General features: G+C 54.9%; 14 protein-coding genes. 6 read left to right on the top strand and 8 right to left on the bottom strand.

Annotated elements, in window-relative coordinates:
- Positions 1–3 precede the first annotated feature (3 nt).
- Both NWV12_RS10305 and NWV12_RS10300 read right to left on the bottom strand, forming a co-directional pair.
- On the bottom strand, positions 4–195 hold the full coding sequence (locus NWV12_RS10305) for a YnbE family lipoprotein (protein WP_014169918.1): 192 nt from the start codon (positions 193–195) through the stop codon (positions 4–6).
- Positions 192–2,831 carry a YdbH family protein gene (locus tag NWV12_RS10300; RefSeq protein ID WP_048980528.1) on the bottom strand — a complete coding sequence of 880 codons (2,640 nt, stop codon included), beginning with the start codon at positions 2,829–2,831 and terminating at the stop codon, positions 192–194. The genes NWV12_RS10305 and NWV12_RS10300 overlap by 4 nt, the downstream gene beginning before the upstream one ends.
- 210 nt (positions 2,832–3,041) lie before the next feature.
- Between NWV12_RS10300 and NWV12_RS10295 the strand changes: the two genes are divergently transcribed.
- The gene (locus NWV12_RS10295) at positions 3,042–4,031 is read left to right on the top strand and encodes a 2-hydroxyacid dehydrogenase (RefSeq protein WP_033145411.1); all 990 of its coding nucleotides are present in this window, start codon (positions 3,042–3,044) and stop codon (positions 4,029–4,031) included.
- Between the two features lie 19 nt (positions 4,032–4,050).
- Here the strand turns inward: NWV12_RS10295 and NWV12_RS10290 are convergent, their stop codons facing one another.
- A complete protein-coding gene (locus NWV12_RS10290) occupies positions 4,051–5,259 on the bottom strand; it encodes an MFS transporter (protein WP_048980527.1) in 1,209 nt (402 codons plus the stop codon).
- A gap of 456 nt (positions 5,260–5,715) precedes the next feature.
- On the opposite strand from NWV12_RS10290, the gene NWV12_RS10285 reads away from it, so the two are divergent.
- Positions 5,716–6,387 (top strand): MgtC family protein, encoded by a 672-nt coding sequence (locus tag NWV12_RS10285; protein ID WP_033145409.1) that lies wholly within the window; start codon positions 5,716–5,718, stop codon positions 6,385–6,387.
- A gap of 245 nt (positions 6,388–6,632) precedes the next feature.
- Positions 6,633–7,067 (top strand): universal stress protein UspF, encoded by a 435-nt coding sequence (uspF, locus tag NWV12_RS10280; protein ID WP_023292544.1) that lies wholly within the window; start codon positions 6,633–6,635, stop codon positions 7,065–7,067.
- 101 nt (positions 7,068–7,168) lie between these two features.
- Here the strand turns inward: uspF and NWV12_RS10275 are convergent, their stop codons facing one another.
- Positions 7,169–9,751 (bottom strand): EAL domain-containing protein, encoded by a 2,583-nt coding sequence (locus NWV12_RS10275; RefSeq protein ID WP_048980526.1) that lies wholly within the window; start codon positions 9,749–9,751, stop codon positions 7,169–7,171.
- 321 nt (positions 9,752–10,072) lie between these two features.
- On the bottom strand, positions 10,073–12,106 hold the full coding sequence (gene dcp / locus NWV12_RS10270) for a peptidyl-dipeptidase Dcp (RefSeq protein ID WP_048980524.1): 2,034 nt from the start codon (positions 12,104–12,106) through the stop codon (positions 10,073–10,075).
- A gap of 142 nt (positions 12,107–12,248) precedes the next feature.
- On the opposite strand from dcp, the gene ydfG reads away from it, so the two are divergent.
- Positions 12,249–12,995 carry a bifunctional NADP-dependent 3-hydroxy acid dehydrogenase/3-hydroxypropionate dehydrogenase YdfG gene (gene ydfG / locus NWV12_RS10265; protein WP_048980522.1) on the top strand — a complete coding sequence of 249 codons (747 nt, stop codon included), beginning with the start codon at positions 12,249–12,251 and terminating at the stop codon, positions 12,993–12,995.
- Positions 12,996–13,086: 91 nt separating this feature from the next.
- Positions 13,087–13,773 carry a GntR family transcriptional regulator gene (locus NWV12_RS10260; protein ID WP_023311557.1) on the top strand — a complete coding sequence of 229 codons (687 nt, stop codon included), beginning with the start codon at positions 13,087–13,089 and terminating at the stop codon, positions 13,771–13,773.
- 33 nt (positions 13,774–13,806) lie between these two features.
- On the opposite strand, the gene NWV12_RS10255 is transcribed toward NWV12_RS10260, so the two are convergent.
- Positions 13,807–14,238 carry a universal stress protein gene (locus NWV12_RS10255; protein ID WP_101744546.1) on the bottom strand — a complete coding sequence of 144 codons (432 nt, stop codon included), beginning with the start codon at positions 14,236–14,238 and terminating at the stop codon, positions 13,807–13,809.
- Positions 14,239–14,526: 288 nt separating this feature from the next.
- On the opposite strand from NWV12_RS10255, the gene ydfZ reads away from it, so the two are divergent.
- The gene (gene ydfZ / locus NWV12_RS10250; RefSeq protein ID WP_014883679.1) at positions 14,527–14,730 is read left to right on the top strand and encodes a putative selenium delivery protein YdfZ; all 204 of its coding nucleotides are present in this window, start codon (positions 14,527–14,529) and stop codon (positions 14,728–14,730) included.
- Between the two features lie 43 nt (positions 14,731–14,773).
- On the opposite strand, the gene NWV12_RS10245 is transcribed toward ydfZ, so the two are convergent.
- Positions 14,774–16,237 (bottom strand): mannitol dehydrogenase family protein, encoded by a 1,464-nt coding sequence (locus NWV12_RS10245; RefSeq protein WP_048980518.1) that lies wholly within the window; start codon positions 16,235–16,237, stop codon positions 14,774–14,776.
- A gap of 219 nt (positions 16,238–16,456) precedes the next feature.
- Entirely contained in the window at positions 16,457–17,824 is a 1,368-nt protein-coding gene (locus tag NWV12_RS10240) for an MFS transporter (protein ID WP_048980516.1), read from the bottom strand.
- Between the last annotated feature and the right edge of the window lie 31 nt (positions 17,825–17,855).

Here is a 17,855-nt window from a genome sequence, read left to right as displayed (position 1 = left end):
TCCTCAGAACAGATCGCTGCGCGATTTCAGCAGGGTTTCAACGTCTTTATCGACCTTAATGTGGATCTCATGTTCGATTTTGACATTCATATTGATGGTAATCGGCTCCTTTGGCGCAGCGACTTCAATGCGCGGCGTACAGCCGGTCAGTAGCGCGGCAACGGCAACGGTGAGCACACCAGCCATCTTTTTCATTGTTGTTCCTCACTTTCCTTGCCAGTCAAACTGCGGGGAGCAGGTATCGCCGCATGTTGCTCAAACCAGGTTTGCAGGTTGTCCCCAAAGCGCAGGCTGCGCCAGAGGGTAAAGACATTCTCATCATGGGTATAGTTCAGGTTGACGGAGCTGCTTTTGCCATCTACCCGGCTGGTCCCCTTGATGGTCGCCTGCATGGTTAATTCACCCAGATTATCTAAATTGATTCTCGTCCACGAACGCGAAATTTCCATATAGCGGAGCCAGTTAATCGCGGCGCCCGCCACCATATTATCTTTCACGATGGCGTCTGCCGTATCTTTGTCGATGCGCAGCGTCATTGGCCCCGGGTTGGTCAGCCAGCCATCTTTAATGATCCATTTTTCATTGTCCAGCCAGAACGGCAGCGCCCCGCTCACCGGCCCTGACATGGCAAACTGTTTCGGATTAACGGCGCTAATCAGCTCGCTCGAAGAGATATTGTCCACGCGCAGCAGGGCCGGATCGTGCTGCGGCATCCGCAGCTGCTGCATGGTGATTTTCCCGCCGAGGGTTTCCACCTTCACGTTGGTGAGGAGCAGCGGATTGTCCTCCGTCCAGGGATAATCCCCCTGTAGATCGGCGGTAATGTTGCGCGCGGTCACCAGGTTTTCCACTTCGCCTATGCGCAACGTGACCGGACCGCGCGTGCCGAGAGACCAGGTACCCTCGCTGAAGCGGAACGGCAGCACAAAATCGACGCCATTAATCTGGTTATCCGGCATCCAGGCGCTGCCGGATTTCAGCACGCCGTGCCCACCGGCCTCAAAGCCCTGATCGGCCGCCGCCGAGAAGGCGACCTGCGCGTAAAGCTCCCCGTCGCGCAGCGTCATTTTCCAGTCCGGCGGGATCAGCGGCTGGAAGACGGTGAGCGACTGTTTTGGCCACCAGGCCTGCCCGCGAAGGCGCACGCCGTCCCAGCGTCCGTTCACCTGTACCGGACCGATTTTGTCCGCATGGAGGTCGCCCTTGAACTGAAAAATGGTCGGGTCGGTGCCGTCGACGCTGAAGGTCAGGACCGAGGGCGGCAACGAGCTGCCGCCGGAGAAACGGGTTTGCCCGGCGTTGAGCGACAGCGCGCCGCTGAAGGCCGGTTTTTCGGGGTCACGCAGCCAACGCACCGGTTGATCCAGCACCAGACGCGGCTTGCTGACCTCCATCGTGCCGTACTGGAGTTTGTCAAAACCGGTGGAGAGCGCCGTCAGCTCAATAAGATTGTCGCGCCACTCGCCTTTCCCGGCGACATCCCAGCGGGCATGCATCGGCGTGAAACCGCCTTTCCCCCAGTAGCGCCACTGCCACAGGCCGTTATCAGGTAAAAAGTCGTTGGCCTGACCGTCCAGATGGAGTTCAAAATCGCCCATCTCGTTTTCATGAGCGCGCAGAATCGCCTGTAAACGACCGTCCACGCCCTTCTGCGTCAGCTTCACGCCCGCCAGCGGCCAGCGGATTTCATCGATATCGAGTGAGTCAATGATGCGCCCGCGCGAGCGGAGCAGCGCGCCCGGCTCAAAGGCCAGCTGCGGTTCATACAGGCTGCCGGTCAGCGTGGCGGGCAATTTTGCGTAAAGAATGAGATCGTTTTGCTTCGCTTCACCGCTCAGATGCAGGGGCATGTCGCTGTTTTCCATGCTGAGCCTGCCGGGCCCAATGTTCAGTACCGCGTTGCCTTTCCCCGCGTCACCCTGGGTAAGCACATTCAGCCGTCCGGTCAGGGTGGTGTTATCCAGCCCCTGCTGCCAGTTGTCGGCGCGAAGGGATACCCGCCCGCTCAGCGGCATACCCGAGAGATCCCAGTTCCAGCGCCCGTCGCTGATGTTCAGCTGCTCCGCGGTGATCTGCCACGGCAGGTCAAGCAGCGGATCGGGGTTGTCCCGCGCCATCACCACCAGCTGTCCCTGATTGTCTTCCCAGTCCAGATCGGCATCGACCAGAGACGTCAACTGTGGCACGTTAAAGGTCGCGACCGCGTGGCCCTTCACCGGCACGCCATCCGGTACCAGCGGCAAGGTAAACTCGCCCACCAGCTTAATCGGCTGCGGCTGGTCCGGGAGCTGGACATCGAACTGGCTGACCGAGAGCGTCTGACCGCGAAGCGTGCCTTTAATGCTGACCTGCTCGCCTTTATAGGCGATCTCCTGAATGGACGGCGTCAGCGACGCATGCAGCTCGCCCTGCCACTGCTGCCAGGGCGACAGCGTCAGACGGTGAACCGTGATCCAGGTATTAGGTAATACCGCCTGCCACTGTGCCAGCGTTTTGGGGGCGACCGTTGAGGGCGCAGACTGGGGAATTTTGCTCAGACAGACGGAGTTAAGATCCAGCGCACCGATATCCAGCTTCCAGCGGCTCGGGTGTGACAGCGTCACGTTATCGATGCGGGCAATTTCGCAGTCTTCAACCAGATAGCGAAGATCGGGGATCACCAGCGCGTGGCGGGTAAGTTTCGGACTCTCTTCGAAAGCGATGCGCGTCCCGACGGGCAGCCAAATCCCGGCGAGCGTCGGTACCCACTGGGCGAGCGTCATCAGCAGCGTCAGCGGCAACAATATGAACAGCAGTAAAAGCGCAAGAGCGGCTTTGTATTTACCCTTCATGGGCAGTTAATATCCTGATTTAGCGAAAGATTTAAGCCGGCAGTGCCGATCATTGTCGCATGTTTAGCCAGTCAGTTGAAGGGAATGCCATTTTTAAGGATAGATGCTCTAGAATAATTGATAGAACTTATTGAATTCAATAATATTTTATAAATTGTAAGATAATTTTAATCATGCTAACGTGAATGCAAAATCACTGGAGAAAGTCTTATGAAACTCGCGGTATATAGCACAAAGCAGTACGACAAAAAGTATCTGCAACATGTTAACGAGGCTTACGGGTTTGAGCTTGAATTTTTCGACTTTCTGCTGTCCGAAAAAACCGCCAAAACGGCGCACGGCTGTGAAGGCGTCTGCATTTTTGTTAACGACGACGGCAGTCGTCCGGTGCTGGAAGAGTTGAAAAAACAGGGCGTGAAATATATCGCCCTGCGCTGCGCGGGCTTTAATAACGTGGACCTCGACGCGGCGAAAGAGCTGGGTCTGAGGGTGGTGCGCGTCCCGGCGTACTCCCCGGAAGCGGTCGCGGAACATGCAATTGGCATGATGATGTCGCTCAACCGTCGTATTCACCGCGCTTATCAGCGCACCCGTGATGCCAACTTCTCTCTGGAAGGGCTGACCGGCTTTACCATGTACGGCAAAACCGCGGGCGTGATCGGCACCGGTAAAATCGGCGTCGCAGCGCTGCGCATTCTGAAAGGCTTCGGCATGCGTCTGCTGGCGTTCGATCCGTACCCGAGCGCCGCTGCGCTGGAGCTGGGCGTGGAATACGTCGACCTGCAGACCCTGTTCTCCCAGTCTGACGTGATCTCCCTGCACTGCCCGCTGACGCCGGAGAACTACCACCTGCTTAACCAGGCGGCGTTTGACCAGATGAAAGATGGCGTGATGATCATCAACACCAGCCGCGGCGGGCTGGTTGACTCTCAGGCCGCTATCGAAGCGCTGAAAACCCAGAAAATTGGCGCGCTGGGAATGGACGTGTACGAGAACGAACGCGATCTGTTCTTTGAAGACAAGTCGAATGATGTGATTCAGGACGACGTGTTCCGCCGCCTGTCAGCCTGTCATAACGTGCTGTTTACCGGACACCAGGCGTTTCTGACTGCCGAAGCGCTGATCAGCATTTCAGAAACCACGCTGGGTAACCTGCAGCAGCTGGAAAAGGGCGAAGCGTGCCCTAACGAACTGGCGTAAGCGTGACGCCGGGTGGCGGCTATGCCCCATCCGGCGTACTGTCTGTTTCCCAGGTCCGGTGCGCAAAGCACCACCACAGCAGAACGGCCACCAGCGCAATCGCGCTCAGGACGCTGAATGCCGTGGCAAATGAGTAATGACCGGCAATCGTGCCGGTTAACGCCGGGCTCATGGATGCCCCTACCCCCTGCATCACCATCACCACACTCTGCCCCGCATTGACGTGCCCGCTCCCGCGCAACAGCACCACGATAAACGACGGTACCGCGACGCCCAGGATCCCTGCGGCGAGCCCGTCGAGAATTTGTACCGGGACCATCATGAGCGGCGCGTCCGTCGACGCCGCCAGCGCGGCGCGCACCGGCATCACCAGCAGCGCCAGCATAATTAAGCGCCAGTAGCCGTAGCGGTCTATTCGGTGGGCGACCCAGATGGCGACGGGGATCATCACGGCCTGAGAGATGATAACGGTGCCCGCCGCGTACAAACCGGGGTTGATCGAGGCAGGCGCGGCGGCCACCCTCATGCTCAGCATCGGCAACAGCGCGGCGTTCGCCAGGTGAAACAGCAGCAGCGTCAGTCCGGTCACAAACAGCGCCCGGTTTTTAATCAGCACGGCAAAGCCGGGAACCGGCAGGCTCGCTGAAGAAGAGAGCCCCCTCGCCGCGTCGTTATCGATATCCCCGTTGCGAATGGCAAGCAGCGCACAGAGCGTTAACAGCGTGGTACAGGTCATCAGCAGGAAAATCCCGCCGACGCCCCAGTACCACGCAATGCCCCCTGCAATCAGTGCGGTAACAAAGTTACCGCCGTGATTGAACGCCTCATTTTTGCCCATCTGCGCGCTGAACCCGCTCTGGCCGGTCAGCCCCAGGGTAATCCCGGCGATCAGCGGCCCGACAAACGCCGCGCAGATACCGGAGACAATTTGCGAAACGGCGACAACAGCGCTCTGCTGGCTAAACCAGAGCAGGAGCGTGCTAAGAGTGATGAGCAGGCACACTAGCGCCAGCACGGTCCGCTTGCTGCGGGAGGTGTCGGTGATGAATCCCGCCGGCAGCGTGGCCAGTAATCCCGCCAGCCCACCGGCCGTCATCAGGATGCCGATATCATCGGGAGCCCAGTGGCGTTCGGTCAGAAAAATACCGAGAAAAGGACCGAGGCCATCGCGGACATCCGCGATGAAAAAACTTGTCAGGCATAATGCCCGCAGCGAACGAAGAGACATACTTCCTGCCTTTGTCTGTTATCGCCTGTAAAAAAGGAAATGTAGTATAGCGGGTATTTTTTAAAATCAGATGACGTCTTAAAAAATATGCCTTGCGAACTTAAACAATTCATAACGGAGGCTGTTTTTTCGCTTTACTCATTATCGACCCTGACTATACTGGCAATAAATTTTCACAGGAGTCCTTCGTTGGAAAGTTATTTTATTGTTGATACGAAGGTAAGCTAGCGCGATTTCCTCGCTGCTTACCTGAAACGGTGGGCAGCAATCCTCTTTAAGCGATTGTATCCCGAAATAGTAAAACCACTCAATTTGTGGGGCATCGCATGTTCATGTTTACACATTCACTCTTTCCGCCACCGTCGTCCTGACACGTTTAGCATTTAAACGGCGTTATGATGTGCTTAGCAAAGCACTGACGCTTATTATTTAATAACGTTAACAGGCGACAGGCTGATGTTCCCTTATATCTCTCATCTGCTCGCAGCGATGCTGCTGGGCGCAATTATTGGCGCGGAAAGACAGTGGCGCCAGCGTATGGCCGGACTTCGTACTAATGCACTGGTTGCCACGGGTGCGGCAGTGTTCATTTTAAGTTCGGTATCGACTTCTCCTGATAGCCCGGGGCGTATCGCAGCGCAGATCGTCTCCGGAATCGGCTTTCTTGGCGCTGGCGTCATTATGCGTGAAGGAATGAATATTCGTGGTTTGAACACCGCCGCAACGCTGTGGTGCTCGGCCGGAATTGGCGTACTGTGCGGATTAGGCCAGTTCTGGAATGCCGCCATGGCCAGCCTAATTATTCTCTGCGCTAACATATTGCTTCGCGAAGCCGCGCAGCGAATTAATCAACTGCCCGTGCTCCATGAAGGCGAAAAATGCTATGTACTTAAAATCACCTGCAATGATGAGCATGAAGATGCGGTGCGGCAGAGCGTCGTAAATATGGCGAAAGAGTTGACGTTAAGTCTGAAAGCGATTTATTCCGCTACGGCGCAAGCAGAAGGTAAAACTGAAATTCGGGCGGAAGTGATGACCCGGGAGGAATACCGAAAATTACTCGATCTGATAATGGGGAATATGGGCGGGAATAAAATTATCGCGTCCGTCAGCTGTCACGCAATATGAACAAGGTACCGGGCCTTGCGCCCGGTTTAGGCTTTGGCGTTTTGCAGAAAACGGACCGTGACGCGGAGAGATTCATCCCCGAATGCCCCTGTTCGTTGTCACGCCACGTTGACGAGATCACGGGCAGGTTCGACTGTACGCCTATCACATAACCGAAATTTGTCCCCGTTATGACAGCTTGCTCTCTGTTTTCCTGAAATTAACGGTCTACCCTGAATTGTGTGAAAAACACTCAGGAGGGACAAATGTATAACTCAATTTTGGTTCCAATTGACATTTCAGAGGATAGCCTGACGCACATGGTTATCCCCTTCGTTCAGGCACATACAGCACTTAACACAGCTAAAGTTCACTTTCTTACCGTCATTCCATCGCTTCCGTATTATTCATCATTAGGCCTGGCCTATTCGGTAGAAATGCCGAAGCTGAAAGAGTTCCAGCACGCAGCCTTAGCGAAGCTGGATGAAATTGTTAAGCAATTCAAAATTCCTCCAGACAAGATACAGACTCACGCCGTGACGGGATCTCCAAAGGATCAAATCCTTAAGCTCGCTGACACGATCGATGCCGACCTGATTATCATCGCTTCCCACAAACCTGACATATCGACGTATCTGTTGGGTTCGAACGCTGCGGCAGTGGTTCGGCATGCGAAATGCCCTGTCCTGGTCGTAAGATAGAAAGCGGCGTTTACGATCGTGGATACGAACGGAGAGCGGATAACAAAAACCGGGCGAGAAGCCCGGTTTTTCATTTACGCTTTCCTGAGTGAAAGCGCGATTTAGAGATTTACTCTGTTGGCGTTTAAATTTAAGTCCGTAATGGCGGCCGGTTTTCCAAGCAGGTAGCCCTGAACTTCATCACATTTATTTTTTTTCAGAAAAGACAGCTGTTCGACGGTCTCCACCCCTTCTGCGGTTACCGCCATGGAATAGGCTTTCCCCAGGTCGATAATTTTCTCCACGACTGACTGGTTCTGCGGCGAGTCACCGAGGGTAAAAATAAAGCTCTTGTCGAGCTTAAGCCCGTCAAACTGAAACTTCCGCAGATAGCTCAGGGAGGCATAGCCGGTACCGAAATCGTCAATCAGAATGCGGACGCCCATTCTTTTGAGAGACTTCATGGTCTGCAAGGTTTTTTCCGGATCGGAAAGCGTAACGTTTTCAGTGACTTCAATTTCCAGCCGGTTGGGTTCAAGCCCCGTTTCGTGAAGGATCTCTTTTATTCTTTCGGCAAGATCGCTTGCCTGGAATTCGATAGCAGAAATATTGACGGAGACCGATAATCCCGGCAATTTGTCTTTCGTCTCCGTACAGGCTTTGCGTATGACCCAGTTGCTCAGGCTAATAATCAGCCCGGTTTCTTCTGCCAGCGGGATAAACTGATCGGGCATTATGGTCCCCCGAGCCGGGTGCTGCCAGCGTACCAGCGCTTCGACGGCCTCAATTTTAGAATACCGGAGGTTATAACGCGGCTGGTAAACCAGGTAGAGCTGTTCTTCGCGAATCGCGGTCTTGAGTTCTAATTCCAGTTTCCTGCGTTCGGTCAACTTTTCCGACATATCCGGGCGATAATAGACCCATCGGTTTCTGCCGGATTGTTTCGCCTGATACAGCGCAATATCCGCGTAGCGTAGAAGATCGTTTGCGCTGCTGCTATCCCGGGGAGCCAGCGCAATGCCCATGCTTACGCCTATCGCCACATCATTGCCCTCAATGGCGAAAGGACGGTTAAGTTCTTGCACGATACGACGACACACCTCCTCAATCTGGTCTTGCTGGCTGGTGTTGCCGAGGAGAAGCATAAATTCATCCCCTCCCTGCCGTGCGACAAAATCACCCCGACGAACGCAATTTTTAAGACGTGAAGCGACCTCGCCAAGCAGGGCATCGCCGGTGGAGTGCCCGAAAATATCATTGACGGGTTTAAACTTGTCTAAATCAAGGCAAATCATGGCAAACGGATAACGGTTAAGGTCTTCTTTCGCCAACTGGCCAGCCAGAAATTCCTTAATATGATACCGGTTCGGCAGACCGGTTAATTCATCATGGCGTGACAAGAACTCCACGCGTTTTGTTGCTTCTACTTCCTGAGAGACGTCGGTTGCCGCGCCTCGCAACACCACCGTTCCATCAGGCTGAGCAGAAAACTTTGCCAGAAGCGTGCAATATGACGTGGTTTTTTGCGCGTGAGTATAAGGACAGTTTTTAAATTCAAAGCGTTCGTTTAAATCCCGCTGCCCGGCGCAGTCATGTGATAATCCGCCTGTCGACGGAAAGAGTTCATCCAACCTGCGGCCTATCCATTTGCTATTTTCATATCCCGTTATTGTAGAAAAACGACCCGATAGCCACGTTATCCTTAACGATAAATCTGTTTCCCAGAACCAGTCGCTGGTTGTTTCACTGACGTCCCGGAATCTTTTTTCACTCGTAATAAGATTCAACCGCGCCTGCTCGAGGAGAAACGTATTTTCGTCAAGCATTCTCGCCTTGTGCATAATATGGCGCATCAATATAACCGTCATCGATACCGTCAGAACGACGGAAAGAATGAGCAATGGCAAAAAATAAATTATTAACGCCTGGCCGGGATTTTCACCGTCCCAGATAATTTTCACATCTCCATTCTGTGTGCTTAAGGTAAATTCCGTCTGATTATTTATTTGAGAAGTGGCTGTATCAGGTGAAGTACGAACGTTCTGGATGCCGTCATCCTGCCCAATCGTGAGGAGTTTTTTAGCCGTTAACTTGTCTATAAACACCATTGTCGACGGTTTTCCGGGCATGGTTTGCACGCTCGTATCATCGCCCGTCGTTATCCATTGCGCAGAAACAATGGCCGGCACGGAATCGATAAGCGCTAGCACAGAAACCGGCACTCCCTTTTTTATACTCAACTCATGGAGTAAACGGTCTTTGGTTGATTTGTCTAACCAGCGCTCCAGCTCCTGCAGCTTCAGTTTCCCGTCAACGACGCTGTATCGCGTACTCCCTTCCGGAGAGAGAACAAACACCCCTTCGTAGCCAAAGTTGTCATACAGGGACTTACCCAGGTTCTGCTTATCCCATGCCCAGTGAACGTCATTGTTCAGATGAAGATGTTTGTAGGCATCTCCCCACTCGGCATTGTCTTTCAAATGACTTCGCATGATCTCCTGGCGGGTCTCCAGGGCTTTCCTTAACAAAAATTCATCGTGCTTGTCGCTGATTTCATTCACATTATCTTTTATTATTAGCAGGGAAATTATTGCCGCAATAAAAATACTTATCAACAACGTTACAATATAAGTAAAGGTTTTATTTATCAGGCCTTTAGAAGGCTCGGTATCCGTGAAGCTCGGATTGTTCAGAGGTAGAGTCATCTTTCGCCTTCTTAACTGCTACTACGTCGATTTTTATGCCACTTTCATTTATCGGCACAAAATAACAAAAATTTATAGCTAAAAATCCGAAGCTAAAGGTTTTTATTTTTACAATCCAGAACAAACTATTAACCATTAATTCATTTAAATCCTAACCTCGGTTAATTAAATATACTGGTCAAAGTAAGTATTAATCTCACCTGTTTTATTTATAAAGAACGCATATTAAAACTTTTTTTTTGCAGAAGACGTTACAAGCACGTTGGAGCCTATAAAAAAACCGGGCGTAAAGCCCGGTTCTTTTTTCTGACGAGACTGGCTCTATTCGCTCAACCCGCGATTTTCCAGCATCGGTTCAATCTTGGGATCGTGCCCGCGCCAGTTGCGATACAGTTCAGCCAGATCCGTGCTGTTACCACGGGACAAAATCGCCTCGCGGAATTTTTGTCCGTTTTCACGAGTCAGACCGCCCTGTTCGACAAACCACTGATAGCCATCGTCCGCCAGCATTTGCGTCCACAGGTAGGCGTAATATCCCGCCGCGTAGCCGCCGCCGAAAATATGGGCAAAATAGCTGCTGCGATAGCGCGGCGGTACGGCGGGCAGATCCAGCCCCTCTTTTTTCAGTGCTGCCGCTTCAAACGCGTCTACGCTCGAAACGGCTTCGCTAATCCCGTGCCAGTTCATGTCCAGCAGCGCGGCAGCCAGCAGCTCCGTCATGTCATAACCCTTGTTGAAATGGGTCGCGTTGAGCATGCTTTCCCGCAGCGCGTCCGGCATCGGTTCACCGGTTTCGTAATGACGGGCGTAGTGGGTAAATACCTGTGGATGGCTGGCCCAGTGTTCGTTGATCTGCGACGGGAATTCAACGAAATCGCGCGGCGTATTGGTCCCGGAGAGCGTGGCGAAACGCTGGCTGGCAAACAGACCGTGCAGCGTATGGCCAAACTCGTGGAACAGGGTGATCACGTCATCCCAGGAGAGAAGCGCGACGCCGCCGTTAGCCGGTTTTTGGTAATTACAGACGTTGTAGATCACCGGACGGGCGGCAAGCTCGAAGGATTGCTCGACGAAATTCCCCATCCAGGCCCCGCCCTGCTTGGAATCGCGGGCAAAAAAGTCGCCGTAAAACAGCGCCATGCCCTCACCGGTGTGGTCGAAAATTTCCCAGACGCGGACGTCCGGGTGATACACCGGAATATCGAAGCGCTCCACAAAGCGGATGCCAAACAGCTGGCTTGCGGCCCAGAATACGCCATCGTGCAATACGGTATTGAGCGCAAAATAGGGTTTGATTTGCGATTCATCGAGGGCATATTTTGCCTGACGCACGCGCTCGGCATAAAAGGCCCAGTCCCAGGCCTGTACGGTGAAACCGCCCTGCTCGTCATCAATCACTTTCTGAATATCGGCCTGCTCGCGCTCTGCCCGGGCGCGGGCGGCGGGCACAATGCCGCGCATAAATTCCAGCGCGGCGTCCGGGCTTTTCGCCATCTGGTCGGCGATGCTCCAGCTGGCGTAATCGTCAAAGCCCAGCAGGCGGGCCTGCCGGGCGCGCAACGCCGTAAGGCGGAGGATCAGCTCGCGAGTGTCATTTTCATCCCCTTTCTGGGTGCGCGTCCAGCCTGCGTTGAACAGGTTTTCGCGGGTCTGGCGATTGCGCAGTACGGAAAGCGCGGGCTGCTGAGTCGTGTTTAGAAGCGGGATCAGCCAGCGATCGTTTAGCCCTCGCTCCGCGGCAGCCTGCGCCGCGTCGGCAATCTCGCTGGCGCTGAGCCCGTCAAGCTGGTATGCGTAATCTACCACCAGCCCACCCGTCTTATCGGCAGCCAGCAGACGCTGGTTGAACTGGCTGGTCAGGGTCGCCGCCTCGGTATTCAGCGCTTTCAGCTCGGCTTTTTCCGTTTCATTGAGACGCGCGCCGGCCAGGATAAACCGCTGATACGTCTCCTCGACAAGCCGACGGGATTCGGCGTCCAGCGCGGCACGGTCCTGCCAGACGCTCTCCACGCGGGCGAAAAGCACGTCATTCAGCCAGATGTCGTTTGCCAGCGCGGCAAGCTCGGTGGAGAACTGCTCCTCAAGCTCCTGCAGGTACGCATTGGTGTGTGCGGAGGTCATAGCGAAGAACACGCTGCTGACGCGCGAGAGCAAAGCGCCGCTTTTCTCCAGCGCCAGCACGGTGTTGGTGAAGTCCGGCGCAGCGGTTTGGGACACAATGGCGTCTAAGTCCGTCCGCTTCTGGCGAAGCGCTTCATCAAAGGCCGGGCGATAGTGATCGTCGGTGATTTCATCAAAATGGGGGGCCTGGTAAGGCAGCAGGCTGATGTCAAAAAAGGGATTCGTGGCCGTCATCTTTCGCTCCTGAGTACGGGTATCCTCCCAGAGTAGGCCAGGCCGCCATCCCCTGCAACGCCGTCATACAAATGTTGCCTTAACGCACCCTCTGCGGCCGTGCTATGTTAGTACAACACAAAAAGCGTTGAGGAACAGTGAGATGATTATTTTAGTTACCGGGGCAACGGCAGGTTTTGGCGAAAGCATCACGCGTCGCTTCGTCGCCAACGGGCACAAGGTTATTGCCACGGGCCGTCGTCAGGAGCGCCTGCAGGAGCTGAAGGACGAATTAGGCGACAGCATCCTGACCGCGCAGCTGGACGTGCGTAACCGCGCGTCCATTGAAGAGATGATTGCCAACCTGCCCGCCGAGTGGCGCGCCATCGACGTTCTGGTCAACAATGCCGGTCTGGCGCTGGGCATGGAGCCCGCCCACAAAGCCAGCGTTGAAGACTGGGAAAACATGATCGACACCAACAACAAAGGGCTGGTCTATATGACCCGCGCGGTGCTGCCGGGCATGGTCGAGCGCAACCGCGGCCACATTATCAACATCGGCTCCACCGCAGGAAGCTGGCCTTACGCGGGCGGCAACGTCTATGGCGCAACGAAGGCGTTTGTGCGCCAGTTCAGCCTTAACCTGCGTACCGACCTGCACGGCACCGCCATTCGCGTTACCGATATCGAGCCGGGCCTGGTGGGCGGCACCGAGTTTTCCAACGTGCGTTTCAAAGGCGATGACGCGAAAGCGGGCAAAACCTACGAAAATGCGAACGCGCTGACGCCGGAAGATGTGACCGAAACGGTCTGGTGGGTGGCAACGCTGCCAAAACACGTCAACATCAACACCGTGGAAATGATGCCCGTCAGCCAGAGTTTTGCCGGACTAAGCGTTCATCGTGGCTAAATCTGCCCTTCCCGGCCTGCGGGCCGGGTCTGTTTCGGGTTATAAAAGAATGGTAGTATGTTCAGGCTAACTCTCTGAGAAATGACAACTCATGGCCGCTGAATCGCAACTCAATCCCACCCAGCCCGTTAACCAGCAAATCTATCGCATTTTGCGACGTGATATTGTCCATTGCCTGATCCCACCGGGAACGCCGCTTTCTGAAAAAGAGGTCTCCGTGCGATTTGACGTTTCCCGTCAGCCGGTGCGCGAAGCGTTTATTAAGCTTGCTGAAAACGGACTGATTCAGATCCGCCCGCAGCGCGGCAGCTACGTGAACAAAATTTCACTCTCTCAGGTACGCAACGGCTGTTTCGTTCGCCAGGCCATTGAATGCGCGGTGGCGCGCCGCGCCGCAACGCTTATCAACGACAACCAGTGTTACCAGCTGGAGCAGAACCTGCACCAGCAGCGTATTGCGATTGACCGTAAGCAGCTCAATGATTTCTTCCAGCTTGACGATGAATTCCACCAGAAGCTGGCGCAAATCGCGGATTGTCAGCTGGCCTGGGACACCATCGAGAACATCAAGGCCACCATTGACCGCGTGCGCTATATGAGCCTCGATCACGTCTCCCCGCCGGAAATGCTGCTCCGACAGCATCATGATATTTTCAGCGCGCTGGAAAAACGCGACCCGGACGGTGTGGAAAAAGCGATGACGCTGCATCTGCAGGAAATTAGCGAATCCGTGCAGCTTATTCGTCAGGAAAATAGCGAGTGGTTTAGCGAAGAGTAATATTCGCCGCCCCTTTCGGGTGCGGCGAGGTGATTAGCGAACGACTAACACCGGGATCGTGGCGTAGCGCAGAATAGATTCCGCATTTGAACCCAGCAGATGAGTGGTGATGCTCGGGTTTTTCGACCTGATGACAATTGCATCATATTTCCCCTCCTTGCTCAGCTTGATAATTTCATCCCGGACGTTGCCAAAACGCACCATGCTGTGAATATTCTCAGGGGCAATATCGAACAGTCTTTTTAACTCGTTCATTTTCTTCCCGGATTCTGCGGTCATATACTCTTCAAACTTTTTAATATCGGCGTTGAAACCGCGAAGCAGAGACCGGCTGCTGGCAGGCAGAATATTGACCAGGGTAATCGACGCGCCCTCAGCCTTCGCAAGGCTTGCCGCGTGGCGAACCGCTTTGTCGCTCAAATCCATTTCAAACACGTCTACAGGCATCAAAATGTTCTTATACATAAGCCTGACTCCTTATTCCGATGAAAGGGTTATTTCCTGCACACAGGATGACATCAGGAATATAAACCAACCCTCAACGCTTCCCTGTCGAAACTATCAATTAATGAAAATAACGGTCCACTTTGTAAATTACCGTCCTGAACCGTCAGCGCCCGACGAAATAAAGAAAAAAGTGTGAGTTTGATCAAAAACAAAAACATGAAGCGCGGACAGGCGTATTTATATGCCCCGTGAACGGCATAACCCGAAATAGCGCCGTAACGAACAGGTTAGAGAGGAGAAAATACCATGATGACATACGACCGTAACCGCAATGCAATCACCACCGGCAGCCGCGTCATGATTAGCGGCACGGGCAAAACTGGCGTGATTAAAGCGATCCACAGCGACGGGCTGGATGCCGCGCAGGTGCGCCGCAGCAAAACGGTTGAAGTGGAAGGATGCGAAGGTAAGTTCGAACCGATTGAGCTGATTCGCCTGGGGATGCACTAAGCTGTGCGCAGCCATGCCGCCGCGCGCGGCGGCATGTGCTGAACTACCGTTGAGACGCGTACTGCGCGACGGTCGCTTTCGCGCCTTTTTGCAGCAACGACCGGTACGCGGCCATCACCGCAGCCACAAAGCGCGGCTCCTTCGGTAACTCGTTACCAAAGATGGCCTCAATGCCGAGCAGCGCGTTAACCCGACTTTCCCCTTCCGCACTTCCCTTCACCGCCGCCTGAATCACCGCCAGCTGCGGATCGCTCACGTCAATGGCGTTACCCTGCTCATCCACGCCGCCGACATAACGCATCCACCCAGCCACACCCAGCGCCAGCAGTGGGAAAGGTTTCTGGTGCACCAGGTGCCAGCGCACGGAGTCCAGCATACGCTGCGGGAGCTTCTGGCTGCCGTCCATCGCGATTTGCCATGTCCGATGGCGCAGGGCCGGGTTGCTGTAGCGGGCAATCAGGAGATCGGCATAGCGGCCTAAATCAACGCCCTTCACTTTCAGCGTGGGCGCCTGCTCGTTAAGCATCAGCGCGTGCGCGGCGAGGCGGTAGTTCTCATCTTCCATACAGTCGTTGATATGCGGGTATCCGGCCAGGTAGCCCAGGTACGCCAGGAACGAGTGGCTGCCGTTGAGCATGCGCAGCTTCATCTCTTCAAACGGGATCACGTCTGACACCAGCTCGGCTCCGGCCTTTTCCCACTCTGGACGTCCTGCCACAAAGTTATCCTCGATCACCCACTGGCGGAACGGTTCACAGGCGACTGCCGCCGGGTCACGCACGCCGGTCAGCTGCTCAATTTTATCCAGCGTATCGGGCGTGACCGCCGGCACGATACGATCCACCATGGTTGACGGGAAGGTGACGTTAGCCTCGATCCAGTCCGCCAGCTCGCCGTCTACGGCCCGGGCGTACGCGCAGGTCACATTGCGCATCACGTGTCCGTTCTCCGGCATGTTGTCGCAGGACATCACGCTAAACGCGGGCAGACCCGCCGCTTTGCGACGCGCCAGCGCTTCCACCACCACGCCCGACGCGGATTTCGGCTGGTGCGGGTTTTGCAGGTCGGCGACGATAAACGGGTGATCGAGCATCAGTTGTCCTGTCGCCGGTGAATGGCAGTACCCTTTCTCGGTGATGGTCAGCGAGACAATCGCCACCTGCGGTTCGCACATCGCCGCCAGCACGCTTTCCAGCCCGTCAACCTGCGCATGCAGCGCTTTTTTAACCACGCCAACCACGCGGGATGTCCATGCGTCGGCAGACATCTCCGCCACGGTATAAAGATTATCCTGCGCGTTCAGATCGGCAATCTGCTGCTCGCCGCCAATCAGGTTAACCTCACAGTAGCCCCAGTCGCTGCCGTGCTCAGCCGCGAGAATGTCGGCGTACACCGCCTGATGCGCCCGGTGAAAGGCGCCAAAACCCAGATGAACAATGCGTGGTTGAAGGCTGTCGCGATCGTACTGAGGCAGCGTCGCGTTGGCCTGTAATAAGGTGTTTTCCATGATTAAGACTCGTTAATTAGAAAGTCGTGGACCGCTGCCGCTCCTCTGAAGCGGCGGCGCCTGCTGACTACACCAACTAGAATGGCAGTTGGGGTAAAAAAATAACTGCCATCAACCATACTGATACTGCCGTTTGAGATTTTGATTTATATTAACTTTTGCTCATGTGGTGTGACATAAAGTCAGAGTTGTGTGACAGGTCACGTAAGTTATGAACCACTAGCGCCGCGAGGAGACCGCGCCGTAACCCACACTCTCTTCTGGTGCGGACTCCGCTGCGTCGTGCGCCGCGCTCAAATCACGGTCGCGCACTTCCGGCATCAGGATCGCCGAGACCAGCCCAATCACGGAATAGGCCACCAGCATGGCGACAATCGGCCACCAGGAGCCGGTCATGTTGCAGAAGATCCCCGCCAGCACCGGACCAAAGCCCACCGCCACCAGACCGCCCGCCTCTTTCGAGATAGCCATGCGGGTAAAGCGATTTCGCGAGCCAAACATCTCCGCCATGGTGATATTTTCCAGCGCAAACAGCCCCAGCACGGCGAAGTTATGGATAACGATGATAGAGAGCATGATTGTCCCCGGCGCATAGCTCTTATCGACGATGATCGACAGCATCGGGTAGGCGAGAAGAATGGCGGAGACATTGAGGATAATGTACGGCAGACGGCGCCCTACTTTATCGGAAAGCCAGCCCAGCAGCGGAATGGAGATAAACCCGAGAATGGAGCTGATCATCAGCGCATCGGTCGGGATGGCTTTATCGAACAGCAGCGTCTGGACCAGATATCCGGCGAGGAACGTCTGGATCAGGCCCGAGTTGCCCGCCTGACCGAAACGCAGGCCGGTCGCCAGCCAGAAGGATTTACTTTTCACCATTGAACCGAGCGAGGTGTCCGGCTGTACGGTTTGGGCATCGTTCACTTTCTCAAAGACCGGGCTCTCTTTCAGGTTCATTCGCAGCCAGATGGCGAAAATCATCACCACGACGCTGGCGAGGAACGGCACGCGCCAGCCCCAGGCAATTAGCTCTTCACGGTCGAGGGCAAAGAACATCACCGCCCAGATCGCCGTTGCGCTCAGCGTCCCGCAGTTAGTGCCCATCGCCACCAGCGAGGAGATAATGCCGCGTTTGCCTTTCGGCGCGTACTCCGCCAGCATGGTCCCGGCCCCGGAGATCTCAGCCCCGGCCCCCAGGCCCTGGATGATACGCAGCGTCACCAGCAGAACGGGAGCAAAAATCCCAATCTGCGCGTAGGTCGGCAGGACGCCAATCAGCGTGGTGCAGATCCCCATCATGGTGATGGTGATAAACAGCACCTTCTTACGACCAATGCTGTCGCCCATTCTGCCAAAGATAAAGGCGCCGACAATGCGTGCGATATAGCCTGCGCCGTAGGTTCCCATCGCGAGGATCAGCGCCATCGCGGCTGACTGTTCCGGGAAAAAAATCTCGTGAAAGACCAGGGCTGCCCCCAGCGAGTAAAGCTGAAAGTCCATAAACTCCAGGGCGGTGCCCAGCCAGCCGGAAACGGCGGCTTTCACCAGATCGGAGGTAGTTCTTTGAGGTTGTGCTTGCGTCATAATGGCTATCTCTGAAGGGTAAGATGCGTAC

This window comes from Enterobacter sp. Crenshaw (assembly GCF_024734705.1).
Classification (GTDB): Bacteria; Pseudomonadota; Gammaproteobacteria; order Enterobacterales; family Enterobacteriaceae; genus Enterobacter; species Enterobacter asburiae_B.
This window is presented reverse-complemented; position numbering and strand designations above follow the sequence as displayed.